This window comes from Rhizobium sp. 01T437, from assembly GCF_056398505.1.
Window position 1 is genome coordinate 102752 of sequence record NZ_JBFTPM010000018.1, and the last position, 24056, is coordinate 126807.

A 24056-nucleotide genomic window follows, 5' to 3' on the forward strand; every position below is an offset into this window, starting at 1 on the left:
ATGAGATGGAAAAACCTGCGACACGCATAGACTGGATCGGCAATAGCTGCCGCCTGCTGAAGGCAACGGCTGCGGAATTCGAAAAGACACGCCCCTTTGCTGGTCTTTCGATCGGCACCGGCATCCATCTGGAACCGAAGACGGTCGCTCTGCTGATGACCCTGCGGGCCGGTGGGGCGCGCCTGATCTGCACCGGCAATCTGAACAGTACACAGCCGGCAACCGTGGAATTTCTGCGCGCGCAGGGCATCACTGTCTTTGCGACCCAGACAACCGATCCCGTCGCCCATCACCGGAGCCTTGAAGCCGTCGTTGCCGAAAAGCCCGATCTCTTGCTGGACAATGGTGGCGATCTCTTCGCGATCGCAGCCGAGAGGCCCTACGCCAATCTGCTCGGCGGCACGGAAGAAACGACCTCCGGCCGGACCCGCCTGCTTCCGATGCGCAACCGGCTCGCCTTGCCGATCCTCGTCATCAATGACAGCCCGATCAAGCAGTTTGCCGAAAACAGGCATGCCGTCGGCCAGAGCCTGTTCGAAAGCTACATGCGCTTCACCAACCGCTCCACCAATGGTAAGCGTGTGACCGTCTTCGGCTACGGCGCCTGCGGCAAGGGCACGGCCGCCGCCTTCCGCAATGCCTTCTCGACGGTGAGCGTCTTCGATATCGATACCGTTACCAGCCTCGAGGCGCATCTGGACGGCTTCATCACGCCGCTCCGCGAACAGGCGATCCGCTCGGCAGACGTGATCGCCACTGTCACAGGCTTCCCCGGCATCGTGACTGCCGCCGATCTGCCGCTGATCAAGGACGGGGCGATCCTCATGAACGGGGGTCATTTCCCGTATGAGATCGATGTCCCAGCCTTCCGCAGCCATCCCGATGTCGTTGATATCGATCGGTACGAGACTGATTTTATCGAGACCTTCCATCTGAAGGACGGCCGGTCCTTCCACTTGCTCGGTAGCGGTCATATGGCCAATCTTGCCGGCCCGCGCCCGCTCGGCAACTCGGTCGAATCCATGGACCTCGGCTTCACCCTGCAGGCCCGCTGTCTGGAGCGAGTCGCAAAGCGCGGTGTCGGCGCCGAATCCTGCATCGTGCCGGTGCCCGCGGATATCGACGCAATGGTCGCGAGCGCCTATCTCGATCTGGCGCGCTAAAGCAATTCCAGCAAAAGTGTGTAGCGGTTTTGCGCGTGGAATTGCGTAAAACAAGAAAGCAATTCCACTAAAAGTGCGTGGCGGTTCTGCGTCCGCAATTGCGGGAAACGAACAGATGGAGCGTCAGATTTCCACGACGACCTTGCCTTCGGCCTGACGGCTTTCGAGCAGCCGATAGGCTTCTCCCACGTCTGCGAGCGAAAACTGCCGCGGATCGAGATTCGGCATCAGGATTCCGGCTTCGACGCGCTGTGCGACCTGCTTGAGGATTTCGCCGTGGTGGTTGCGGTCTTCGCCGGTCAGCAGCGGCGCCAGCGTGAAGACGCCGGAATAGCTGGCGCCCTTGAAGGAGAGCGGCGCCAGCGAATGCGTGCCCCAACCGAGACTGCTGACGACATGGCCGAACTTGGCGACGGCCTGGAAGGCAGCGTCGAGACCCTTTCCGCCGATCGTATCATAGACGATGTCGAATCCTTTCCCGTCGGTATATCGGGCGACAAAATCTTCAGTCGTCTCCTTCGCATAGTCGATTGGCGTCGCACCAATATTGAGGATGTATTCGGCCTTCGAACCGCTATCGACGGCGTAGACCTCGGCACCGGCAGCAACCGCCATCTGTACGGCGACATGGCCGACGCCGCCACCACCACCGATGACCAGCACCTTCTGCCCGGCCTTCACCTGCGTGCGTTCTTCCAGACCTTCCCAGGCGGTAATGGCGATCAACGGCAGGGCTGCGGCTTGGCGCATTGATATATTGCGCGGTTTATGCGCGACGAGATCGGCATCGACAGCCGCGAACTCGGCAAGCGATCCCTGGAGGCCGCCGACGCCACCCGTCATGCCATAGATTTCGTCACCGACGCGAAAACTGGTCACACCAGGGCCAACCGCCTCGACGATCCCTGCCATGTCAATGCCGAGAATGGCGGGCAGGGGATGGCGTGCATGGGCGGCCTCGCCGGCCCTGATCTTCATATCCAGCGGATTGAGCGCGGCGGCCTTGATGCGCACGAGAATCTGACCGGCTTCCGCGACGGGCTTTGCAATATCGGCAATGGTGAATTCGGCATTCTGCGCTTCGACGAGCGCTGCTTTCATGCTGCTCATGGAACTTCTCCTTGATCTGTTGGACGCAGAATGCCGCATTGAATTCTGAATGAAAATCAAAGATAACGCATGTAGATCATGCATTTTTGTTTGAGGCTAAACCCTTGGAATGGAGCGATCTCAAACTCTTTCTCGCCATCGCGCGGCTCGGAACGCTGGGTGCTGCCGCCCGCAGCCTCGGCCTGACGCAGCCGACCATGGGCCGGCGGCTGCGTGCACTCGAAATCTCGCTCGGCCAGACACTCTTCCAGCGTACGGCCGATGGTTTCATCCTGACGGATGAGGGTACGACCGTCTTTGTCCATGCCGAACGTATGGAAGAGGAGGCGCTCGGCCTGGAGCGCGAGCTTGTCGGTCAGAACAGGCAGCTCGACGGCCTGCTGCGCCTGTCCTCGTCCGACTGGTTCGGCGCGCATGTGCTTTCACCTGTCTTGGCGGAGTTCTCGGCCGCCTATCCGAAAGTCGTCATCGAACTCCTGACCGACAGCCGCCTCATGAGCCTCGCACGCCGCGAGGCCGATATCGTCTTCCGCATCGCCCCATTCACCGAGACGGAGGTCATATCCCGCAAGCTGCTGCATATCGATTACCGCCTCTATGTCCGCCGCGGCCTGCCACATCCCGAGGCCGGTGATGGGACCGGCGCCCGGCTCGTCACCATGGATGAGGCCTTCGGCGGCATGCCCGATGTCGGCTGGCTGAAGCGTCTGCTGCCGAAGGCTGATATCGCCATGCGCAGCAATAATAGAGATGTGCAGGCGACCCTTTGCGCCAACGGCGCCGGCCTTGCCGTCCTGCCGCGCCCGCTCGGCGATGCCATCCCAGCCATCGAGCCCGTCGATCTCGGCGAAGCGCCGCCCGGCCGCGATACCTGGGTCGGCTATCACCGCGATATGAAACGGCTGGCGCGGCTGAGGGCGCTGCTCGATCTCGTCATCGAGCGGCTGGCGGATTAGTCGCCTGCTCACCCAACCTCAGCGTTCCCAATAGGGGACCGGGCCGTAGAGCTCGGCCAGAAAATCGATGAACAACCGAACCTTGGCCGGCAGGAATTGCCGGCTTGGGTAAACCGCCGAGAGCGTGACATTGTGCGAACCCTCGTAGGCCGGCAGCACCTGCACGAGCTTGCCGTTCTTCAGCTCTTCGCCGATGTCCCAGGTGGAGCGCAACGCAATGCCGAGGCCGGCAATGACTGTTTCGCGGATCACCTCACTGGAATTGGTAATCAGCATGCCTTCGGGCCGCAGGCTGAAGGCCCCATCCGGCCCGTCCAGTCGCCAGACATCGTTGTTATGGGCCGGCAGACAGCGGTGCTGCTTCAACTCTTCGATATGTTTTGGCATGCCATGGGCAGCGACATAATCGGGCGAGGCGCAGAGCACCCGGCGCACAGGCGCCAGCCGGCGTGCGACAAGGCTGGAATCGGTCAGCTCCGCGATCCGGATGGCGAGATCGAAGCCGCCGCCGACGATATCGCTGAACTCATCGGTCAGCACCAGATTGATCGCCAGCTCCGGATGCGCCTCCATGAAAGCCTTGAGATGCGGGGCGATATGCATGCGGCCGAAAGAGGTGGGCGCCGAGATCTTCAGCGTGCCATGCATCTGCGCCGAACGGCCGGAAATATAGAATTCCGCCTCCTCGAGCCCTGCCAGGATGCCGAGGACGCGATCGTAAAAACCCTGGCCGGATTCGGTGAGCGAAATCTGCCGTGTCGTGCGCTGCAGGAGCCGCGTGCCGAGCCGGTCCTCCAGCCGCTTGATGCGCTTGGAGACGACGGCAGGGGAAAAGCCGAGCGCGCGGCCGGCGAGCGACATGCTGCCGGTCGAAACGACCTTGGCAAAGATTTCGAGATCACCCAGATTGGTCATAAGCTTTTATAACTTTTTCCCTTTTGGCATAAGTGCTTAACATTTGCGCCGGTTTCGGGAAAGTGCTAAGCCGAAAGAACCGGTTACAGGGAGGATTTGTCACCGGTTTCCGTCATGTTGGCCGAGGGAGAACGCCATGTCCGACGCCATTTCGTTCCTCGCTCCACGTCCCGACGTTCTTGCGCGCCGCAAGGAAATCGTTGCTGATCTCGTCGATCTCCTGCCTCCGGAATGTCTGATCCACGAAGCGCGCGAACTCGTGCCCTTCGAGACCGATGCATTCGTCTCCTACCGCCGCCTGCCGCTCGCCGTTGCCCTGCCGCGTTCGACCGCGGAAGTGGCAGCCATCATGAAATACTGTCATCGCTACGGCATTCCGGTCGTCCCTCGTGGTGCCGGCACCTCGCTTTCGGGCGGCGCCATCCCGCAGGAAGATGCCGTCGTGCTCGGCCTGTCGAAGATGAATCGCATCCTGGACATCGACTTCGCCAATCGCTGCGCCGTGGTTCAGGCCGGGGTAACCAATCTCAACATTTCCGAAGCCGTCTCGGCGGACGGTTTCTTCTATGCGCCCGACCCGAGCTCGCAGCTGGCCTGCACGATTGGCGGCAATATCGGCATGAATTCCGGTGGTGCGCACTGTCTGAAATATGGTGTCACGACCAACAATCTGCTCGGCGTCAAGATGGTGCTGACCGACGGCACGGTGATCGATCTCGGCGGCAAGGGGCTGGATGCGGCGGGCTACGATCTGCTTGGCCTTGTCTGCGGTCATGAGGGCCAGCTCGGTATCGTCACCGAAGCGACGGTACGCCTGATCGCCAAGCCGGAGGGCGCCCGGCCGGTGCTTTTCGGTTTCGAGAGCTCGGAAGAGGCAGGCCGCTGTGTCGCCGACGTTATCGCCGCCGGCATCATTCCCGTCGCCATCGAATTCATGGACAAACCGGCGATCGAGATTTGCGAGGCCTTCGCCCATGCCGGCTACCCGCTCGATGTTGGCGCGCTGCTGATCGTCGAGGTCGAGGGATCGGAAGCGGAAATGGATGACATGCTGAAAAGCATTGTCGACATCGCCCGCAAACACGGCGTCAAGACGGTGCGTGAATGCCAGTCGGCAACCGAGGCGGCACTGATCTGGAAAGGGCGCAAGTCCGCCTTCGGCGCCACCGGTCGCATCGCTGATTACATCTGCATGGATGGTACTGTGCCACTGAGCCAGCTTTCGTATGTGCTGCAGCGGACGTCCGAGATCGTCGCCGGTTACGGCCTGCGCGTCGCCAATGTCTTCCATGCCGGCGACGGCAACATGCACCCACTGATCCTCTTCAATGCCAATGACCCCGAGGATGCCGCCAAGGCCGAGGCGGCCGGCAACGATATCCTGAGGCTCTGCGTCGATGCCGGCGGCTGCCTGACTGGCGAGCATGGCGTCGGTATCGAGAAACGCGATCTGATGCGTCATCAATATTCCGAGGCCGATCTTGCCCAGCAGATGGCGGCGCGCGCTGCCTTCGATCCGCAATGGCTGCTGAACCCTTCCAAGGTCTTCCCGCTCGAGGGGCGTCCTGCCGCATGATCGATCTGGTGCCTGCAAGCGAAGAAGAAGCCGCAGCAATCATCCGCGCGCATGCGCAAGAGGGGCGTGGGCTCGCCATCAGCGGTGGCGATACGCGCTCGGGTTTCGGTAATGCGGTCGAGGCGGAGGATCGCCTGCGCTCGACTGGCCTGTCCGGCATCGTCTCCTACAATCCCGGTGAGATGGTGATGACCGCAAAGGCGGGCACGCCAATCGCCGAAGTCGAGGCGGCCCTTGCCGAAAACAACCAGATGCTGGCTTTCGAACCCATGGATCATCGCGCCGTGATGGGCACGTCTGGCGAGCCGACGATCGGCGGCGTCTTTGCCGCCAATGTCTCCGGCTCGCGTCGCTTCGTGGCGGGGGCTGCTCGTGACAGCCTGCTCGGCATTCGTTTCGTCAACGGCAAGGGCGAGATCATCAAGGCAGGTGGCCGCGTGATGAAGAATGTCACGGGCCTCGATCTGGTGAAGCTGCTCGCCGGCTCGCACGGCACACTCGGCTTCCTGACCGAGGTGACCTTCCGTGTGCCGCCGCGTGCGAAGACGGAGGAGACTGTCGTCATCTCCGGCCTCAACGATGCCGAGGCCGCAAATGCGATGGCAGCGGCCATGGCTTTGCCGGTCGAGGTCTCGGGTGCTGCCCACCTGCCTTTGACGGTGACCTGGAAATTTCTAGGCGGCAAACTGCCCGAGGGCGAGGCGACGGTGCTGCGCATCGAAGGCCTGCCGGGTTCGGTGGAATCGCGCGTGGCAAAGCTTCTGTCGGCGATGGCGCCCTTCGGCCAGGTCGCGAGCCTGGATCACGCCGCCAGCCGCCGGCTCTGGCAGGAAGTCCGTGACGTGGCACCCTATGCCGATGGCACCGCCCGACCTGTCTGGCGCGCTTCCGTCGCACCGGGCATTGGCCATCAGCTTGTTGCGGCCCTGCGGCTGGAAGCCGGTGTCGATGCTTTCTACGATTGGCAGGGTGGTCTAGTCTGGATGCGCATGGAAGCTGATCCGGAAGCTGATCTGGTCCGCCGCTTCATCAAGGCGTTCGGTGGTGGCCATGCGACGCTCATCCGCGCCTCGGCTCAGGCAAGAGCGGCGACGTCAGCCTTTCATCCCGAGGTAGAGGCAGTGGCACTGCTTTCGCGCCGCGTGAAGGAAAAGTTCGATCCGGCGGGGATCTTCAACCCGGGGAAGATGGCGGGACACTGAAATGCAGACCAACTTCACCCTCGCTCAGCTTGCCGATCCGCATGTGGCCGAATCCGAGCAGATCCTGCGCAAATGCGTGCATTGCGGTTTCTGCACCGCCACCTGTCCGACCTATGTTACGCTCGGCAACGAGCTCGACAGCCCGCGCGGGCGCATCTATCTCATCAAGGACATGCTGGAAAACGGCCGTGCGGCGGATACGCAAGTCGTCACCCATATCGACCGCTGTCTCTCCTGCCTTGCCTGCACCACGACCTGTCCTTCCGGCGTCGACTACATGCATCTCGTCGACCATGCCCGGGTTCACATCGAAAAGACCTATAAGCGGCCGTTCATGAACCGGCTGACGCGCGCCATTCTGGCGGCAGTGCTGCCCTATCCCGGCCGTTTTCGTGCAGCACTTGCGCTTGCCCGCATCGGCCGTCCCTTTGCCGGCCTGATGCGCGGGGCAGCACTGAAGCCGTTTGCAGCCATGCTGGCGCTTGCGCCGCGGAGCATTCCGGCGCCGTCGCCTTTTGCCCGGCCTGGCCGGCATGAGCCGCAGGCCGAACGCCGCGGCCGCGTCGCGATCCTCACCGGCTGCGCGCAGCCCGTTCTCGATCCCGCCATCAACGAGGCGACCATCAGGCTGCTGACACGATTGGGCGTGGAGGTGGTCGTCCCCGAGGGTGAGGCCTGCTGCGGCGCTCTCGTCCATCATATGGGGCGCGAAGAGCAGGCTCTCGCCTCGGCCCGCGCCAATGTCGATGTCTGGACCCGCGAGATCGAGGCCGGCGGCCTCGACGCGATCATCATCACCGCCTCCGGCTGCGGCACGACGATCAAGGACTATGGCCACATGCTGCGCCTTGACCCGGCCTATGCCGGCAAGGCCGCGCAGGTTTCTGCCCTTACCAAGGACGTCACAGAATATCTGGCCGGCCTCGATTTGCCCGCCCACATGCCGAAAGGCATCACCGTTGCCTATCACTCAGCCTGTTCCATGCAGCATGGGCAGAAGATAACCATGGCGCCAAAGCATCTGCTCAAGGCGGCGGGTTTTACCGTTCGCGATCCGGCCGAGGGCCACCTCTGCTGCGGCTCGGCCGGCACCTACAACATCCTGCAGCCGGATATTTCCGCAACACTGAAGGTCCGCAAGGTCAAGAATATCGAGGCGACCAAGGCCGATATCATCGCCACCGGCAATATCGGCTGCATCACCCAGATCGGGTCAGGCACGGCCACCCCGATCCTGCATACGGTCGAGCTTCTGGACTGGGCTTATGGCGGCGCTATGCCTGAAAAATTAAGGGGTTTGCCGCTAGCCTGAGGGCACCGATTCATTGGCCGATCTCGGGGCCGATCTCAGGAGCTTTGGCTATGTGGCGTGGATTGATGGTGCTTGCCCTATTGTTCGGCGCGGCTGGTGTGGCACATGCCGATGTCAGGTATTTCTGTTCTGCCGACGACAAGGATGCGCGCTTCACGCTCGAAAGCGCTTTTGAGGATGGAGGCGGTCATCAGCTGATCCACTTCCGCGGCGCGCTGATGCTGAAGGATGCCAATAAATCCAAGAGTTTCGCCAAGCGCATATTCGAATCGAAGGATCTCACCAATCGCTGGTCGCGCGATGGCGATCTGCGCCTGGAAGTTTTCACGACGGAAGGTGCCGATGCTGAAAGCGAGTCTCTGGATCTCGCGGTCCTCGCCGGCGAGCACGGCAAGGCTTCGCCGAATTTCAGCGGCACTTATGCTTTGCGCATCGAAGGCAGCACAAGCTTCTTCGTCGTCGAAGGCAAGGTGAGCTGCGGCACCAAATAGTCCCGCGGCCCACATCCAAAATTACCAATGGTAGGAAATACCGACGTTGACGGCATTGGAGACGATGTTCGTCTTCAGGCGGTCGCCGCTGTCGATCGGAACGTCGACGCGCGAATAGGTGCCCTTGTATTCCACGAAGGTCGACCAGTTGTCGGTGACGCGGAAGTCGACGCCAGCCTGCGCCTGGAAGGTTACGCCGCCGAATTCATAGTCGAAGGTCGTGCCCTGGGGACGGGTGACTTCGACATGCGGAATGTTTACCCCGACACCGGCGCCGAGATAGGGGGTCCAGCGGCGAGCCGGGTCCTTGAAGCGATAGAGGCCGTTGACGGTCAGGAGGTTCAGGCCGTCGGTGAATTCGAAATGCGTCCAGCCCGGCGAGCGCGCCATGGTCTCGTCGTCGGCATAGACCTTGTCATGGGTGTAATCGAGCGACACGCCCCAGTTCGGCAGGTTGAAGTCGCCCAGCCACCAGGTGACGCGGCCGCCGTAATAGGGCGGGCTGCCGAACGACTTGCCCTCCCAGCCGGCGCTGAAGGAGGTGCCGTCGGAAACATCGACATGGCTATGCGGCGCCGTCTGGTAGCCGCCATAGATGGAAAATTCCAGATCTTCAGCCGAAGACGTGCCAGCCATCGATGCAAGTGCGGAAAACGCAATGCCTGCCAGAAGCATGGTGGAAAGACGCAATGCATATGCCATTGAATATCCCCGAAGTACCGAAAGGTGATCAGGTCGATTCTTTGGCAGAGTTCTGTGTCACAATCTTAACAAATAAAAAGGCGCACCAAGTGCGCCTTTATTTTTTTGTTGAAAGTGTGGCTCAACCGCCAAACATAGTGCGCAGGATATCGATGCCCTTGTCCTGGAAGGCGACATTGCCCTGCTTGTTGCCGGGACCGACGACGATGACCTTGGTGCCGACGGAGACGCGGCTGTAAAGATGCGAGACGTCGTCATTCATCATGCGGATGCAGCCCGAGGACATGTTGAGGCCGATCGTCCAGGGCTGGTTGGTGCCGTGAATGCGGAAGATCGTGTCGCGGCCGCCCTTGTAGAGATACATGGCGCGTGCGCCGAGCGGATTGTCCGGGCCGCCGGGCTGAACGGCGGGAAGATTATGGCCTTCGCGGGCCTCGCGGGCGCGCATCTCAGCCGGCGGTGTCCAGTTCGGCCACTCGGCCATGCGACCGACCGTCACGACACCCGACCAGCCGAAACCGTCGCGGCCGACGCCGATGCCGTAGCGCGTGGCGCGGTTATTGCCTTCGACGAGGTAGAGAAACTTGTTGTTGGTGTCGACGATAATGGTGCCGGGCTTTTCGCTGGTGGCAAGACGGACGACACGCTTGCGGAACTGTGGCTTGATCTCGCGGGTCTGCTTGACGCCGCGCACGGCGTCCGTAGCCGTCATGACCGGTTCCGCGCTTACGGTCACAACTGTACAGGACAGCGCAACGGCAGCCGCCGCTGCGAGCCTAAAAAACTGCTTCATTTTCGATACCCTCTCCTTCAGACCGCGTAGAGGCTAGTCAAATCGGTTTGAATTTCAAGTCGGAGAGGTGAGGGACACGGTTTTTTGTTGTCCAGCGGGCGGCTGTTCTTGCCGTCCGCTGGCGTTATTTGGCCTTTACATCACGATGACGCGGGTGCCGATATTGACGCGATCGTAAAGGTCGACCACGTCTTCGTTGCGCATGCGGATACAGCCGGAGGAGACGGCGCTGCCGATCGTCCAGGGCGCATTCGTGCCGTGAATGCGGTAGAGCGTGGAGCCGAGATACATGGCGCGGGCACCGAGTGGATTTTCCGGGCCACCATCCATGCGGGCGGGAAGATAATGGCCCTTGGCGGCTTCGCGGCTCACCATTTCCGACGGCGGCGTCCAATCCGGCCACTCCGCCTTGCGGGTAATCTTGTGGGCGCCTGCCCATTCGAAGCCGGGCTTGCCGACGCCGACGCCGTAGCGGCGGGCCTTGCCGCCATCCATGACGAGGTAGAGGAAGCGGTTGTTGGTGTCGATAATAAGCGTGCCGGGCCTTTCCTTAGTATCGTAATCGATGATCTGCGGCAGAAACTGCGGTTCGACCTGTCCACGGATGACGGGAACACCAGGACGGATGGCAGACACGGCCTGCGGTGCTGGCTGCGGCGCGCGCTGGATGTACGTCCGGCGCTGCTGGAAAAGGCCGCGCTGCTGTACGACGACCGGCCGCTGGTAGACGACGGGACGAACCGAACCGCCGCCGAGCTGGTTGATCCAAGGGGCGGTGAGATCGGGGCTCAACACCACGGGCGGACGGGAGGCGTAGCGGTCGTCTGCAAGGGCGGCCGTGGACAAAATGCCGAGCATGGCTGCGGCAAGGACAAGGGGTTTCATCATCGGACGAACTCTCTACAAATGGCCGAAAATGCGCTGGCGGAATTGTCCGCCTGCGGTCATGCTGCCACCGCGTTCGCCAGCGAATGGTAAATGCGGATTCATTAAAAGGCGACGGACGGAATAAACTTTTCGTCAGGGTTACCGTTCGGTTTGGAAAGAAGGTTTGCAAATGGTAAAGCCGGATTCACAGCCGCAAAACGAGATAAAAAAATGAGCGAAACCGGCATCATCATCGGCGAGGACGGCAGGAGCCGCTGCCACTGGCATGCGAATCTGCCCGACTACCTGCGCTACCACGATGAGGAGTGGGGCAGGCCTGTCACCGATGACATCAGGCTCTTCGAGAAGATCTGCCTCGAAGGTTTCCAGTCCGGTCTCTCCTGGCTGACGATCCTGCGCAAACGCGAGAATTTCCGCGCCGCTTTCGCCGGTTTCGATTTCGAGAAGGTGGCGCGCTTCGGCGACGAGGATATCGCTCTCTGCCTTGCTGATGCCGGCATCATCCGCCATCGCGGCAAGATCGTATCGACGATCAACAATGCGCGCCGCGCAATCGATCTCAGGAGCGAATTCGGCTCTCTCGCCCGCTACTTCTGGAGCTATGAACCGCGCCAGGAAGATCGGCCTGCCGTCGTCGACCGCCAGCATATAGTCGCCAATCCGACCACCGCCACGTCAGTCAGGATTTCCAAGGATTTGAAGAAGCGCGGCTGGACCTTTGTCGGACCGACCACAGTTTATGCCTTCATGCAGGCTATGGGTCTCGTCAACGATCATCTCGAAGGCTGCTTCTGCCGCGCTGAAGTAGAGGCGATGCGCGCAGCATTGGTGCGCCCATGAAGTCGCTTCTTGTGTTTGCCACAGCACTTTTCCTGTCCGCCTCCGCAGCCATTGCGCAGACGCCGCAACTCGACCCGGGCGAGAAAATCGAAAAGCTGCAGTTCCCCGCCGTGACCATGCAATTGAAGGGTTGGACCAAGTTCGGCAACAGCCACGTCTATACGCTGCCCGTGCGCGCCGGCCAGCATGTGAAGATCAGCTTCGAGACAAAGAGCAAATTCGCCTATCTCGCGATCTTCGATCTGTCGAAACCCGATGACGAAGCCTTTTTCGGGACGGACGAGGACGGCACCAGCTACGAGACGACAGTCAAGGAAAACGCCACCTGGCTGCTGCGTCCCTACTATTCCAAGGTCTCGCCGYGCCGCGGGCTGGGCGCGCCCTACAGCATCCTGATCGAGCCGCTTGCCGCCGCTCCTCAGGCTACGCAACCGGCGCCTGCCCAGCAGGAGCAGCCGTCGCTGTTTCCGAAGCGGAAATAGTGTCGCTTAGTGTAACCCGTCGATCAGCCCGTGCAGTTCGCCGAGATGGACGATCCTGCGGAAGCGCGGCGCGTCCTTCGGCTCCTCGACCCGCTCCAGGACCCAGGTGAGTTCGTGGGGCACGAAGACACCGTAGCTGCCGGCGGCAATGGCCGGCACGATATCGGACTTCAGCGAATTGCCGACCATCATCGCCCGCTCCGGCCCGTCGCCGACCTTGGAGAAGATGCGCCGATAGGTGACCGCCGTCTTGTCGGAGACGATCTCGACCGCGTCGAAATAGTCGCCAAGTCCGGACTGGGCGAGCTTGCGCTCCTGATCGAAGAGATCACCCTTGGTGATCACCACCAGCAGATATTTTCCGGCAAGCGTTTCCAGCGTGTCGCGTACATGCGGCAGGGTTTCGACCGGATGGGACAGAAGGTCGCGTCCGGTATCGAGGATCTTGGCGATCACACTCGCCGGCACCTTGCCCTCAGTGATCTCGATCGCCGTTTCGATCATCGACAGCGTGAAGCCTTTGATGCCGAAACCATAATGGGCGAGGTTACGTTTTTCGGCTTCGAGAAGCCGCTCGGAAATCTTCGCGCCCTCGGCGAAATCGGTGAGAAGCCGGGTAAAATGCTCTTCCGTCAGCCTGTAATAATGTTCGTTCTGCCAGAGTGTGTCATCGGCATCGAAACCGATCGTCGTCAATGGTCGGGCGGTCATATACGCACCTCTAGAAATACGCCCTGTCTCTATAGGGCGGGCAATCTATTCCCAGCCTGTGTCGAGACAAGGGCGTCTCCACGCGGCCGTGTTCCGTTGAAAAACGCGGGCTGGCGACCTACATGAGAAGTGCCTCACCTTGCAGCCAGCCCCGGCTGTGCCTGTTACGCGCAGGCCAATAATCAAAAAATAGAGTTCAGCAGTCCGCAAGCCCCTATTGCGGCAGACACAAGGGAATTTCTCGACATGCGTTACAATCAACTCGGAAATACCGGACTTTTCGTATCTGAAATCTGCCTTGGAACCATGACATTTGGGGAGGCCAAGCAAGGCACCCCCTGGGGCGCCATTGCCGATGTCGACCAGAAGGCAGCCGATGAGATCGTCCAGCGTTCACTGGATGCCGGCGTCAATTTCATCGATACCGCGGACGTCTATTCGTTTGGTGAATCCGAGCGATTGCTCGGCCAGGCACTGAAGAACCTCGGCGTGCCGCGCAAGGATGTCGTCATCGCCACCAAGGTCTATGGCGTGATGGGCGACAAGCCGAACGACCGAGGCGCCTCGCGCGGCCATATCATGGACTCAGTCGAAGCCAGCCTCAAGCGCCTGCAGACGGATCATATCGATCTCTACCAGATCCATGCCACCGATCCGGTCACCCCGATCGACGAGACGCTGCGCGCGCTCGACGATCTCGTCTCCCGTGGGCTCGTGCGTTACGTCGGCGTGTCCAACTGGCAGGCATGGCGCATCGCCAAGGCGCTCGGCATTTCCGAGCGTAAGGACTATGCCCGTTTTGAGACCGTGCAGGCCTACTATTCGATTGCCGGCCGTGACCTCGAACGCGATATCGTGCCGCTGCTGCAGGAAGAAAAGCTCGGCCTCATGGTCTGGTCGCCGCTCGCTGGCGGCCTGCTCTCGGGCAAGTATGGTCCGGGCGCACCAGGCAATGGTGAAGGCCGCCGTGCCAATTTCGACTTCCCGCCTGTCGACAAGGACCGGGCCTGGGCCTGTGTCGCCGTTATGCGCGAAATCGCCGAAAAGCATGACGTGAGCGTCGCCACCGTGGCGCTTGCCTATATCCTCGCCAAGCCCTTCGTCACGACCGTCATCACCGGCGCCAAGCGTGTCGACCAGCTCGACCAGAACCTTGCTGCCGTCACGCTGAAACTCGATGCCGAGGAGATCAAGAAACTCGATGAGGTCAGCGCCCTCGCTCCGGAATATCCGGGCTGGATGCTTTCCCGCCAGGCTGCCGGCCGCCGCCCGGTCGATTTCGAGCCCAAGGCCTGATCAGGCAAAGGCCTGATTGAAAAGGGCCGCCGTTCCGACGGCGGCCCTTTTATTCTTGCTGTCGGCTTATTTAGCGTGGGCCTTCAGCCAGGCATTCATCTCTGCGATTTCAGCCTCCTGCGCCTTGATAACACTCTCGGCAAGTTTGCGGATTTCCGGATCCTTTCCGTACTGCAGCTCGATCTTTGCCATGTCGATTGCTCCCTGATGGTGAGGGATCATGCTGCGGACGAAATCCACATCGGTATCGCCGCTTAGTTTGATCATCATATCCTTGTGCATCCTGTCATTGGCCTCTGTGAAAGCCTGGCTGGACGGGCCGTGGCCGCCCATGTGCTTGGACATGTCCATGGTCGACATATCCTCGGCAAAGGCGGGTGCAGCGAAAGCGATGATGGCGGAAAGAGTGATGATTTTCAAAGACATGAGTATTCCTTCCTCTGTCTGGCAATAGGGTCTAATGGCAGCGTATTGCCGCCGCTCTGCAAAAGGGATCGTTAGATGAAGCGGGGAGGCGGCGCCTGCGGTACCGGTCTGTTGTCCCTCAGCGCCCGGTCGAGAGCCGGAGACGGATAGGCGAAAACATGCTTGCCGCCATCGGCAAGCAGATCGGCCGGCGGCAGCACCATGCAGGCGGCGCAGAGCGGCATATGGGCAACGCCTGTGGAGCAAGGGTCTTTCGCAGAATCGGCCTTGGCCGCCATGTCAGGCATGGCCATGCCCTCGATGTGATGATGCGCTGTGCTGGCTTCGGTCTGTACCGCCATGTTCATCGATGCGCAGGTCGGGCAGCCAGCCCATGCCGACAGGGTGCTGTAGACCAGCCAGCCGAAAAACATCGTCATGAGAGCCAAAGCGCGCATGCGAGAAACATAGGCAAGCCCAGGCGAAAAGCCAAGCCGCTCACCAGGCGGCAATGACCCTGTGAACGATCTGGTAGTCACGGCTTTCTTCGCCGAGCGGTGCGACGGGCCAGTCCCAACTGGCTTTCGCTTCGGGTGGTGCGACGCCATGCAGCAGGTCGGCTTCCTCATGTACTTTACCGGTCCGGTCGATGACCACGTAGGAGATATCGGTCACCAGGCAGGTGCGGCAGGGCTGCGCTGCCAGCCCCTCGATATGCGCCGCTATCAGCCGCTCAACGGTATCGTCAGGCATCCCGGATGGAGCTTCCTCCTCATATTGTCGTTTGACGCCCCGGCCGATCTGCGAGAGCAGGTTGGCGGAAACGACGAAATCGAGATAGGGCACGCTGCGCAGGAAGCCGAGCGGCTCCGGATCGTGTCCTGCCTTGAGATCGTTATAACCGGAGAGATCGCGTTCGATCAGCCGAACGTTCCGATAGCCCTTGCTCCTCAGCCGCAGGCGAAGGGATGCAAGATGCACGAGATCGACGAGGACGACCGTGTCGAAGCTCTTCGCCAGGTCCTCGATTGGTACATCCCGGAGCAATCCGGAGCCGAGCACGACGGCGGTGCGCCGTTGTGACAGGCCTGATATCGCGGCGCGAATGGCATCCTTGCTGTTGGCCTCATGGGCCGCCCAATCTTGGGCGCATCGGCTGGCGCGCGACCAGAGATTGACCGAATAGTGCACGAAGCGGCGGTGCGCGCTGCCCGTAAGCGCTGCTGTGGCGAGATACTGAAGCGCTTCCGCGATCATGGCTATATCCTGACAACAGGTCCTTTCCGCATCGTTCCATCGATTCTGGTCGCCATAGCAAGGCCCTTGCCCTTGCCGCTACCCGCCCAATCCGCTAGGAAACCGCCACTGTCACATATGTGGAAATCCCCCGAAATGAACGACAAGCAGAAGAAACCGCAAAAGCTCAGGGCCCGCCTTCCGCGCGGCTTTGTTGACCGCTCCGCAGCCGATCTCCGCGCCGTCAACGAAATGACTGCGAAGATCCGCGAGGTCTACGAGCATTATGGTTTCGATCCGGTCGAAACGCCGCTGCTTGAATATACCGATGCACTCGGCAAATTCCTGCCGGACAGCGACCGCCCGAACGAGGGCGTTTTCTCGCTGCAGGACGACGACGAGCAGTGGATGTCGCTGCGTTACGACCTGACGGCACCGCTCGCCCGCCATGTCGCCGAGAATTTCAACGAGATCCAGCTTCCCTACCGCACCTATCGCGCCGGTTATGTTTTCCGCAACGAGAAGCCCGGTCCGGGCCGTTTCCGTCAATTCATGCAGTTCGATGCCGATACCGTCGGCGCGCCGGGCGTTCAGGCCGATGCTGAAATGTGCATGATGATGTCGGACACGCTGGAAGCGCTCGGCATCAAGCGCGGCGACTATGTCATCCGCGTCAACAATCGCAAGGTTCTGGACGGCGTACTCGAAGCGATCGGTCTTGGCGGCGACGACAAGGCCGGCCAGCGTCTCAATGTGTTGCGCGCCATCGACAAGCTCGACAAGTTCGGTCCGGAAGGTGTCGCTCTGCTGCTCGGCCCCGGCCGCAAGGATGAGTCCGGCGACTTCACCAAGGGCGCCGGCCTCGACCAGAGCCAGATCGAGAAGGTTCTCTTCTTCGTCGGCATCAAGGATTATGCCGAAAGTGCCGCCCAGCTGGCTGAGCTGGTCGCCGGCACGAGCAAGGGCGTCGAAGGCGTCGAGGAACTGAATTTCATCGGCGCGCTCGTCACCAGCGGCGGCTATCAGTCCGACCGCGTCAAGATCGATCCCTCCGTCGTGCGCGGCCTCGAATATTATACCGGCCCGGTCTATGAGGCCGAACTGCTCTTCGACGTCACCAACGAAAAGGGCGAAAAGGTCGTCTTCGGCTCCGTCGGCGGCGGCGGTCGCTATGACGGCCTCGTCTCCCGCTTCATGGGCCAGCCGGTTCCGGCGACCGGTTTTTCCATCGGCGTTTCGCGCCTGATGACGGCGCTGAAGAATCTCGGAAAGCTCGGCCAGCAGGATATTATCGAGCCGGTGCTCGTCACCGTCATGGACGGCGATGTCGATGCGATGGGCCGCTACCAGCGCCTGACGCAGGAGCTTCGTGCCGCCGGCATCCGCGCCGAGATGTTCCAGGGCAACTGGAAGAAGTTCGGCAACCAGCTGAAATATGCCGACCGCCGCGGCTGCCCGATCGCTATCATCCAGGGTGGCGACGAGCGCGCGCAGGGCGTCGTCCAGATCAAGGATCTCATCGAGGGCAAGCGCCTCTCCGGCGAGATCGAGGACAACACGACCTGGCGCGAAGCGCGCGTGGCGCAGGATACCGTTGGTGAAGCCGATCTCGTCGCCAAGGTGAAGGAAATCCTCGCCGCTCAGGCGGAGGACCGGAAGAGGGCGGGCTGATATGGCCCTGATCAACCTCCCTGATTTCTCTGGCGAGCTTCTGGACGAATTTTCCGCCCGCAAGGCGGAGCGTATCGACACACCGGTCATCCAGCCGGCCGAACCATTTCTCGATATCGCCGGCGAAGATCTTCGCCGGCGTATCTTCATGACGGAAAGCGAAACCGGAGCCAGCCTTTGCCTGCGCCCGGAATTCACCATTCCCGTCTGTCTGCGTCATATCGAGAGCGCCACGGGCACGCCGAAACGCTATTCCTATCTCGGCGAGGTTTTCCGCCAGCGCCGTGACGGCAGCAACGAATTCTATCAGGCCGGTATCGAAGACCTTGGTGATATCAATATCGCCAGCGCCGATGCCCGGGCGATCGGCGATGCCGTCGGCATACTCTCGCGCCTGCTGCCCGGCCGGCCGCTCTCCGTCACCATCGGCGACCAAGCCGTGTTCGAGGCCGTCGTGCAGGCTCTCGGCCTGCCGCTCGGCTGGCAGAAGCGGCTGATCCATGCCTTCGGCAACATGATCCAGCTTGAGAGCCTGCTGGCGGGTCTGGTGAGCCCGCAATTCGTGACCGGCCTCGATGATCATGTCGCAGGCCTTGTCGGCCTCGATGATGAAGCGGCGCTGATTTCCTATATCGACGAGACGATGCAGGCGACCGGCTATTCCACCAATGCCAGCCGCTCGCCACAGGAAATTGCCCGCCGCCTGAAGGAAAAGCTAGTTCTCTCCGAAACCCGGTTGGATGACGCGGCCTTCCAGGTGCTGGAACAGTTCCTGTCGCTTAACGTCCCGCTGGTGAATGCTTCGGCAGCACTCTCGCATTTCGCCGATGCGGCGGGGTTGAAGCTCGGCAATGCGTTGGCTCGCTTCGATGGCCGTGTCGCGGCACTTTCCAATGCCGGCGTCGATCTCTCACTCATCGAATATCGCGCTGCGTTCGGCCGCCCGCTCGATTATTATACCGGCCTCGTCTTCGAGGTGACGGCGGAAGATTCCCCGGCGGTTCTGGCCGGTGGCGGGCGTTTCGACAGGCTGATGACCTTCCTCGGCGCCAGAGACCGTATTCCGGCCGTCGGCTTCTCCCTCTGGCTCGACCGTATCGAAACCGAAAGGGCAGCCGCATGACGATCACCATTGCGCTTCCCTCCAAGGGCCGCATGAAGGACGACTGCTCTGCGGTCTTCGAGCGCGCCGGCCTGAAAATCTATGCCGTCGGCAATGACCGCTCCTATCGCGGCCGTGTCGAGGGCTGGGACGATGTGGAAATCGCCTTCCTCTCGGCCTCGGAAATTTCCCGCGAGCTCGGCAACGGCTCGATCGATTTCGGCGTTACCGGCGAAGACCTCGTGCGCGAGGGGCTGGCGGAAGCCGACAAGCGGGTGGAATTCTGCGCCCGGCTCGGCTTCGGCCATGCCGATGTCGTCGTCGCCGTGCCGGAAATCTGGCTGGATGTCGATACGATGGCCGACCTCGTGGATGTCGCCGCCGATTTTCGCGCCCGTCATGGCCGGCGTCTGGCGATCGCCACGAAATACTGGCGGCTTACCCAGCAATTCTTCTCCAGCCAGCATGGCATCCAGCTTTACCGAATCGTCGAGAGCTTAGGGGCCACGGAAGGCGCGCCGGCATCCGGTTCGGCCGATATCATCGTCGATATCACCTCGACCGGCTCGACGCTGCGCGCCAACCATCTGAAGGTGCTCTCCGATGGCATCATCCTGCGCTCGGAAGCCTGCCTGGTGCGCGCCCGCAAGGACGCCCATGCCGATACGCCCACGGTGAATGCGATTGTCGAGGCTGTGCGTTCGGTTCTCTGATCACGTTATTGAACATGCAAAACCCGCCGTCAGGAGAGACGGCGGGTTTTCGTGTTTGGGAGGAAATGGAATTAGCGGGCGGCGACGGCCTGCAGGCCGCGGCGTGCGTCGATCGAATAGGCACCGGCACCGACGGTGGCAAGCAGGATGTACGCGCCGGCCAGTGTGATGTTCTTCATGACCATGATCTGGTTGAGGATATTCACGAGTTCCGCGCCACTTGCGTAGGGCAGATGGAAGACAACGGCCGTGAAGACACAGAAGCCGGCGAGCAGCCAGCCGACAATGCGGACCTGGAAGCCCGTGAGAACCGCAAGGCCGGCCAGCAGTTCGAAGAGGCCTGCGACATAGGCCAGGAGGGTTGCTGCCGGCAGGCCGGCACCGGCGATCATGCCCGCAGTACCGGCAGCATCGGTTACCTTGCCGAAGCCGGCAAGGATGAACATGAAGGACAGAAGAATGCGGGCGAGAAGGATGAGGACGTTGTTCGTATTCGACATGGACGTTGCTCCGTTGAATGGGTCTTGAGGTCTTGATGCCCCGGCACCGTGTTGGACCTCGGATGCCCTCTATTCGCCTTTTTTTGACGTTGGGGAAAGATAAACGTCAGCGGACAGTTTGTTCACTAATATGAAACGATCGGTTGGCTTGCCTTGCATAGCGGCCGTCTTCTATGGTCGCCGCCTCACCCAAGGAGAACCCGATGGCAGATCTTTCCGCATTTCCGATCACCAGCCGCTGGCCGGCGAAAAACCCCGACATTATCCAGCTTTATTCGCTTCAGACGCCGAATGGCGTGAAGATTTCAGTGGCGCTGGAGGAGCTCGCTCTGCCCTATGAGCCCCATTATGTGTCCTTCGCGACGACGGATCAGAAGACGGCGGAATTCGTATCGCTGAACCCAAACGGCCGTATCCCCGCAATCGTAGATCCCAACGGCCCGGATGGAAAGCCGATCGGGCTCTTCGAATCCGGCGCCATCCTGCTCTATCTGGCGGAAAAGACCGGCAAGCTGATCCCGGCCGATGCTGCAGGCCGCTATGAAACCATCCAGTGGGTCTTTTTCCAGATGGCGGGCATTGGCCCGATGTTCGGCCAGTTTGGCCATTTCTACAAATTCGCCGCCGATAAGGTCGCCAACAATTCCTACCCGGTGGAGCGCTACCGCGACGAGGCAAAGCGCCTGTTGAGCGTGCTGGAAAGCCGCCTGCAGGGCCGCCAGTGGATCATGGGCGACGAATACACCATCGCCGACATCACCACCTTCCCGTGGATCCGCGGCGCCGATATCTTCTATGGCGGCCGCGAAGTGCTGGACTATGCGAAATTCCCCGCCGTCATGGACTGGCTGCAGCGCTGCATCGCCCGCCCCGCGAGCGAGAAGGGTCTCAACATTCCGGTCAAGCCGGCCTGAGCTTTGGCCTGACTTTGGATTGAACGTTAGGCCGGTCTTGGGTCGGCCTAACCTTGCCCATTCATCGCAGCTAGCGCGAGGCGCAATATTGCGCCCATCTGGACATGGCTGGCACCGCTGCCGCTCCTTTTGGACGAGGCGGATCTGTGAACGATGACAAGATCGAGCGTCGGCAACACGATCAGATACTGGCCACCCCATCCACTGGCGTAGAACATCGGCACATGCGTCGCCATGCTGTCGCCCCCGGCGTGCGCTTCTGTGGCCCACCAGAGATAGCCATAACCATGTCCGGCGCCGACTTCCGAATGAATGGCGGTGCTGTCGCTGACCCAGCTTTCGGGAACGATCTGCTTGGCTCCCCAACGTCCGGAACGCAGATAAAGCAACCCGACCCGCGCAAGATCGCGGGCGGACATACTGATCTTATAGACCGGGTGCAATGATTGAGGACCATGCTGGAACCAGCCGTCTCCCGGCGCATGATCTTCCATCTGGAGCGGAAGGACGAGCCGCGACGCGAAGGCGTCAAACAGATTTTGGTCTGTCGCGCGCTCGATGATCGTGCCGAGGACATTGAAATCCCAGTTGTTGTAGAACCAGTGCGTTCCCGGCGGATGGCTTCCTCTCGCCGGGCGTCCCTTCTCCACGTCGTAGACCGAAGGCAGATAGACACCGGATCGAGCCATCAGCAGGTTCATGACGGTCGCCTGCCGCTCCGCCGGCGTCAGGGGCTTGGTGTCGTCAATATCAAGATCTGCGAGCGTCGCATTCGCGTTGATCCGGCCCTCGGCGATGAAGATGCCGTATAACACATTGATCAGGCTTTTCCGCACCGAGGCGACGCTGGATTTGAGCGTAAGATCGCCCCACTGATAGACCAGCCGTCCTGCCTCAACGATCATGAATGCGGAGGATTCGCCCTCACTCAATCTAAGGGAAAGTGCTGCAAGGCGAGTTGGCGACCAGCCGGGACTTTCGCCGGCGGCATCCTCCCATCGTATCCCGGGAAAGATGTGATCTGTATCGGTCGGAGATGCGCTTTCCCTGCCCATGAGGCTCTCCGGATTGATCCTGTCGGCAGCACGGGGAGCAAGCCCACGTTTAAAGCGCGCTTACTGCCGGCTGGCGATCTGGCTGGCGCCTTCCAGCTTGAAGCGCGGGAAGACGAAAACGCCGACCATGCTGCCACTGTACTTTTCTTCCAGCCCGTTGGATTCGCCCATGCAGAAGAGCGGCTGGCGAAAGCCGTTCGGCATGATGATGGTCGTCGAAAAGCAGAAGGATGAGGAAAGCGTCGCAGCCTGCTCGAAGAGCTGCAGAACGTGATTGCGGTCCTTGGGATCGTAACAGCGCACCAGGCTCAACAGGCCGCATTCCTGCGCCAGGAGACCGTGCAGCATCGCGCTCCATTCGCCGAGCCTGATGACTCCAGTCGAAAAGTCTCCGCTCCAGCTTTCGGAAACGGAAAACTGCGCCAACATGTCGTGATTATGATTGTTGTAGTCCAGCGAGCCGGGCATCAAGGGTGCGGCAGCATTGGCTTTGGCGATCTTAAACAAGGCGTTCCCCAGTTCGGGTGCGGCTCCCCTGCCACACGCTCGGCAAACACAAAGAAACAGGATCACGTAGCGCCAGGCATCATGCCTGTGCTTTCACCTTGCGGGAACAGTTGTTCGGCTGCGCCTTTGATGGTCGCCGCTCGAATGTCTCCCGCAAGATTTAATCTCGTATGTTCGCGGAGACCTTCGAAAGCCCGAATGTTCACGCATGGCCTTTGGCGTGTCCGGTCTCGTCTGCGGCGAGAATTCTTCCGGGGCGAACGTCAATTGCAGCGCGGATTTATAGGAACTTTTGCGCAAACGGCAACGGCTTTTTCCGGGGCGTTAGGCTGACGTTATGATCGGGATTTGCGCGAATTTACGCGTTATCCGCTAATTTTGTGACAAAAAATCTCATTTATGCGTTGTGGGAACGGTTCCACTCGCGCCATAGCATATATTTTTCGTAAATCAGGCAGCTCGGACACCGAATTTCCCTGAAGCGGAAAATGCGCGGCACGCAAGCCTCGCGAAAGCTTCGGGCCAAAAGCGGGGGCTCCGGTGACCGGCTTAAACGTTTAAACGCCCGGTATTTTCGAATCGGCTGAATAAAAAAGGGCGGTCCGAAGACCGCCCTTCCTGTTCCGGAGACCGGAATGAATATCAGTGATGGCTTATGCCTATCACATCATGTCCATACCGCCTGTTCAGCGCGCTTGACGCGCTGAACCATCTTGGATGATGGGCAGTTTCGTGGACGATGCTGTGAAAGGCCGTTGGCCTATCACATCATGTCCATACCGCCCATGCCGCCCATGCCGCCTGGCATTGCCGGAGCGTCCTTCTTCGGCAGCTCGGCGATCATGGCTTCCGTGGTGATCAGCAGCGAAGCAACCGAAGCTGCGTTCTGCAGCGCCGTACGGACAACCTTGACCGGGTCGACGATGCCCATGGCGATCATGTCGCCATATTCAGACGTCTGGGCGTTGTAGCCGTAGTTGTCTTCGTTCTTGTCGAGAACCTTGCCGACAACGATCGAAGCTTCGTCACCAGCATTTTCGGCGATCTGGCGAACCAGCGACTGGAGAGCGCGGCGAACGATGTTGATGCCGGCTTCCTGATCCTGGTTTTCACCCTTGGCGGTGATCTTCGTGGAAGAGCGCAGGAGAGCGATACCGCCGCCCGGGACGATACCTTCCTGAACAGCAGCGCGCGTCGCGTTGAGAGCGTCGTCGATGCGGTCCTTCTTTTCCTTCACTTCGATTTCCGTCGAGCCGCCAACGCGGATAACGGCAACGCCGCCAGCGAGCTTGGCAAGACGTTCCTGCAGCTTTTCGCGGTCGTAGTCGGAGGTGGTTTCTTCGATCTGGGCCTTGATCTGGGCAACACGGCCTTCGATGTCGGACTTGGCGCCAGCGCCGTCGACGATCGTGGTGTTTTCCTTGGAGATCGAAACCTTCTTGGTGCGGCCGAGCATGTCGAGGGTGACAGACTCGAGCTTGATGCCGAGGTCTTCGGAAATGACAGTGCCGCCCGT

The 24056-nt window shown here is 60.8% G+C and carries 26 protein-coding genes; 13 read left to right on the top strand and 13 right to left on the bottom strand.

Features of this window, described 5'->3' with window-relative positions:
• Positions 1 to 5: 5 nt before the first annotated feature.
• Complete coding sequence (locus AC1DM5_RS28355) at positions 6 to 1163, top strand: adenosylhomocysteinase (RefSeq protein WP_477819196.1); 1158 nt, start codon at positions 6 to 8, stop codon at positions 1161 to 1163.
• Between the two features lie 123 nt (positions 1164 to 1286).
• Here the strand turns inward: AC1DM5_RS28355 and AC1DM5_RS28360 are convergent, their stop codons facing one another.
• Entirely contained in the window at positions 1287 to 2273 is a 987-nt protein-coding gene (locus tag AC1DM5_RS28360; protein WP_477819197.1) for a zinc-dependent alcohol dehydrogenase family protein, read from the bottom strand.
• A gap of 104 nt (positions 2274 to 2377) precedes the next feature.
• Here AC1DM5_RS28360 and AC1DM5_RS28365 point away from each other — a divergent pair, with 104 nt between their 5' ends.
• A complete protein-coding gene (locus AC1DM5_RS28365) occupies positions 2378 to 3229 on the top strand; it encodes a LysR family transcriptional regulator (protein ID WP_477819198.1) in 852 nt (283 codons plus the stop codon).
• Between the two features lie 18 nt (positions 3230 to 3247).
• On the opposite strand, the gene AC1DM5_RS28370 is transcribed toward AC1DM5_RS28365, so the two are convergent.
• Complete coding sequence (locus AC1DM5_RS28370; RefSeq protein WP_477819199.1) at positions 3248 to 4144, bottom strand: LysR family transcriptional regulator; 897 nt, start codon at positions 4142 to 4144, stop codon at positions 3248 to 3250.
• Between the two features lie 136 nt (positions 4145 to 4280).
• On the opposite strand from AC1DM5_RS28370, the gene AC1DM5_RS28375 reads away from it, so the two are divergent.
• The 4 genes from AC1DM5_RS28375 to AC1DM5_RS28390 are packed head-to-tail and all read left to right on the top strand — an operon-like array spanning position 4281 to position 8725.
• On the top strand, positions 4281 to 5720 hold the full coding sequence (locus AC1DM5_RS28375) for an FAD-linked oxidase C-terminal domain-containing protein (RefSeq protein ID WP_477819200.1): 1440 nt from the start codon (positions 4281 to 4283) through the stop codon (positions 5718 to 5720).
• The gene (locus AC1DM5_RS28380; protein ID WP_477819201.1) at positions 5717 to 6922 is read left to right on the top strand and encodes an FAD-binding protein; all 1206 of its coding nucleotides are present in this window, start codon (positions 5717 to 5719) and stop codon (positions 6920 to 6922) included. The genes AC1DM5_RS28375 and AC1DM5_RS28380 overlap by 4 nt, the downstream gene beginning before the upstream one ends.
• Position 6923: 1 nt before the next feature.
• Positions 6924 to 8234, top strand: coding sequence for a glycolate oxidase subunit GlcF (gene glcF, locus AC1DM5_RS28385; RefSeq protein WP_477819202.1), 1311 nt, complete (start codon positions 6924 to 6926; stop codon positions 8232 to 8234).
• Positions 8235 to 8284: 50 nt separating this feature from the next.
• Positions 8285 to 8725 carry a hypothetical protein gene (locus AC1DM5_RS28390; RefSeq protein WP_477819203.1) on the top strand — a complete coding sequence of 147 codons (441 nt, stop codon included), beginning with the start codon at positions 8285 to 8287 and terminating at the stop codon, positions 8723 to 8725.
• Between the two features lie 21 nt (positions 8726 to 8746).
• Here the strand turns inward: AC1DM5_RS28390 and AC1DM5_RS28395 are convergent, their stop codons facing one another.
• From AC1DM5_RS28395 to AC1DM5_RS28405, 3 genes are all read right to left on the bottom strand, one after another.
• Positions 8747 to 9427: an outer membrane protein gene (locus AC1DM5_RS28395; RefSeq protein WP_477819204.1), complete on the bottom strand. Its 681-nt coding sequence runs from the start codon at positions 9425 to 9427 to the stop codon at positions 8747 to 8749.
• Positions 9428 to 9548: 121 nt separating this feature from the next.
• A complete protein-coding gene (locus tag AC1DM5_RS28400) occupies positions 9549 to 10220 on the bottom strand; it encodes a L,D-transpeptidase (protein WP_477819205.1) in 672 nt (223 codons plus the stop codon).
• A 135-nt stretch (positions 10221 to 10355) separates the two neighbouring features.
• Entirely contained in the window at positions 10356 to 11108 is a 753-nt protein-coding gene (locus AC1DM5_RS28405) for a L,D-transpeptidase (protein ID WP_477819206.1), read from the bottom strand.
• Positions 11109 to 11318: 210 nt separating this feature from the next.
• Here AC1DM5_RS28405 and AC1DM5_RS28410 point away from each other — a divergent pair, with 210 nt between their 5' ends.
• Positions 11319 to 11948: a DNA-3-methyladenine glycosylase I gene (locus tag AC1DM5_RS28410; RefSeq protein ID WP_477819207.1), complete on the top strand. Its 630-nt coding sequence runs from the start codon at positions 11319 to 11321 to the stop codon at positions 11946 to 11948.
• The gene (locus AC1DM5_RS28415; protein WP_477976274.1) at positions 11945 to 12430 is read left to right on the top strand and encodes a hypothetical protein; all 486 of its coding nucleotides are present in this window, start codon (positions 11945 to 11947) and stop codon (positions 12428 to 12430) included. The genes AC1DM5_RS28410 and AC1DM5_RS28415 overlap by 4 nt, the downstream gene beginning before the upstream one ends.
• Before the next feature lie 6 nt (positions 12431 to 12436).
• On the opposite strand, the gene AC1DM5_RS28420 is transcribed toward AC1DM5_RS28415, so the two are convergent.
• Complete coding sequence (locus AC1DM5_RS28420) at positions 12437 to 13141, bottom strand: HAD family hydrolase (RefSeq protein ID WP_477819209.1); 705 nt, start codon at positions 13139 to 13141, stop codon at positions 12437 to 12439.
• Positions 13142 to 13387: 246 nt separating this feature from the next.
• Here AC1DM5_RS28420 and AC1DM5_RS28425 point away from each other — a divergent pair, with 246 nt between their 5' ends.
• Positions 13388 to 14437, top strand: coding sequence for an aldo/keto reductase (locus tag AC1DM5_RS28425; protein WP_477819210.1), 1050 nt, complete (start codon positions 13388 to 13390; stop codon positions 14435 to 14437).
• A gap of 66 nt (positions 14438 to 14503) precedes the next feature.
• Here the strand turns inward: AC1DM5_RS28425 and copM are convergent, their stop codons facing one another.
• The 3 genes from copM to AC1DM5_RS28440 form a co-directional block, all read right to left on the bottom strand.
• Positions 14504 to 14863: a CopM family metallochaperone gene (gene copM / locus AC1DM5_RS28430; protein WP_477819211.1), complete on the bottom strand. Its 360-nt coding sequence runs from the start codon at positions 14861 to 14863 to the stop codon at positions 14504 to 14506.
• A 71-nt stretch (positions 14864 to 14934) separates the two neighbouring features.
• Positions 14935 to 15300 carry a hypothetical protein gene (locus tag AC1DM5_RS28435; protein ID WP_477819384.1) on the bottom strand — a complete coding sequence of 122 codons (366 nt, stop codon included), beginning with the start codon at positions 15298 to 15300 and terminating at the stop codon, positions 14935 to 14937.
• Positions 15301 to 15340: 40 nt separating this feature from the next.
• Positions 15341 to 16099: a hypothetical protein gene (locus AC1DM5_RS28440; RefSeq protein WP_477819212.1), complete on the bottom strand. Its 759-nt coding sequence runs from the start codon at positions 16097 to 16099 to the stop codon at positions 15341 to 15343.
• 135 nt (positions 16100 to 16234) lie between these two features.
• Between AC1DM5_RS28440 and hisS the strand changes: the two genes are divergently transcribed.
• From hisS to hisG, 3 genes are read left to right on the top strand one after another with little or no spacing between them, the layout of a single operon-like run.
• The gene (gene hisS, locus AC1DM5_RS28445; RefSeq protein ID WP_477819213.1) at positions 16235 to 17749 is read left to right on the top strand and encodes a histidine--tRNA ligase; all 1515 of its coding nucleotides are present in this window, start codon (positions 16235 to 16237) and stop codon (positions 17747 to 17749) included.
• A 1-nt stretch (position 17750) separates the two neighbouring features.
• On the top strand, positions 17751 to 18872 hold the full coding sequence (locus AC1DM5_RS28450) for an ATP phosphoribosyltransferase regulatory subunit (RefSeq protein ID WP_477819214.1): 1122 nt from the start codon (positions 17751 to 17753) through the stop codon (positions 18870 to 18872).
• Positions 18869 to 19564 (top strand): ATP phosphoribosyltransferase, encoded by a 696-nt coding sequence (gene hisG, locus AC1DM5_RS28455; RefSeq protein WP_477819215.1) that lies wholly within the window; start codon positions 18869 to 18871, stop codon positions 19562 to 19564. Before AC1DM5_RS28450 ends, hisG begins: the two co-directional genes overlap by 4 nt.
• 71 nt (positions 19565 to 19635) lie before the next feature.
• Here hisG and AC1DM5_RS28460 read toward each other — a convergent pair whose 3' ends face one another.
• Positions 19636 to 20064, bottom strand: a complete 429-nt coding sequence (locus AC1DM5_RS28460; protein WP_183802121.1) for a DoxX family protein — start codon at positions 20062 to 20064, stop codon at positions 19636 to 19638.
• Between the two features lie 203 nt (positions 20065 to 20267).
• On the opposite strand from AC1DM5_RS28460, the gene AC1DM5_RS28465 reads away from it, so the two are divergent.
• A complete protein-coding gene (locus tag AC1DM5_RS28465; RefSeq protein WP_477819216.1) occupies positions 20268 to 20978 on the top strand; it encodes a glutathione binding-like protein in 711 nt (236 codons plus the stop codon).
• A gap of 47 nt (positions 20979 to 21025) precedes the next feature.
• Here AC1DM5_RS28465 and AC1DM5_RS28470 read toward each other — a convergent pair whose 3' ends face one another.
• From AC1DM5_RS28470 to AC1DM5_RS28480, 3 genes are all read right to left on the bottom strand, one after another.
• Complete coding sequence (locus AC1DM5_RS28470; RefSeq protein ID WP_477976276.1) at positions 21026 to 21883, bottom strand: serine hydrolase domain-containing protein; 858 nt, start codon at positions 21881 to 21883, stop codon at positions 21026 to 21028.
• A gap of 210 nt (positions 21884 to 22093) precedes the next feature.
• Positions 22094 to 22540, bottom strand: a complete 447-nt coding sequence (locus tag AC1DM5_RS28475; RefSeq protein ID WP_477819218.1) for a hypothetical protein — start codon at positions 22538 to 22540, stop codon at positions 22094 to 22096.
• Positions 22541 to 23303: 763 nt separating this feature from the next.
• The coding region (locus AC1DM5_RS28480) for a TCP-1/cpn60 chaperonin family protein (protein WP_477976278.1) at positions 23304 to 24056 on the bottom strand (753 nt) is incomplete at its 5' end.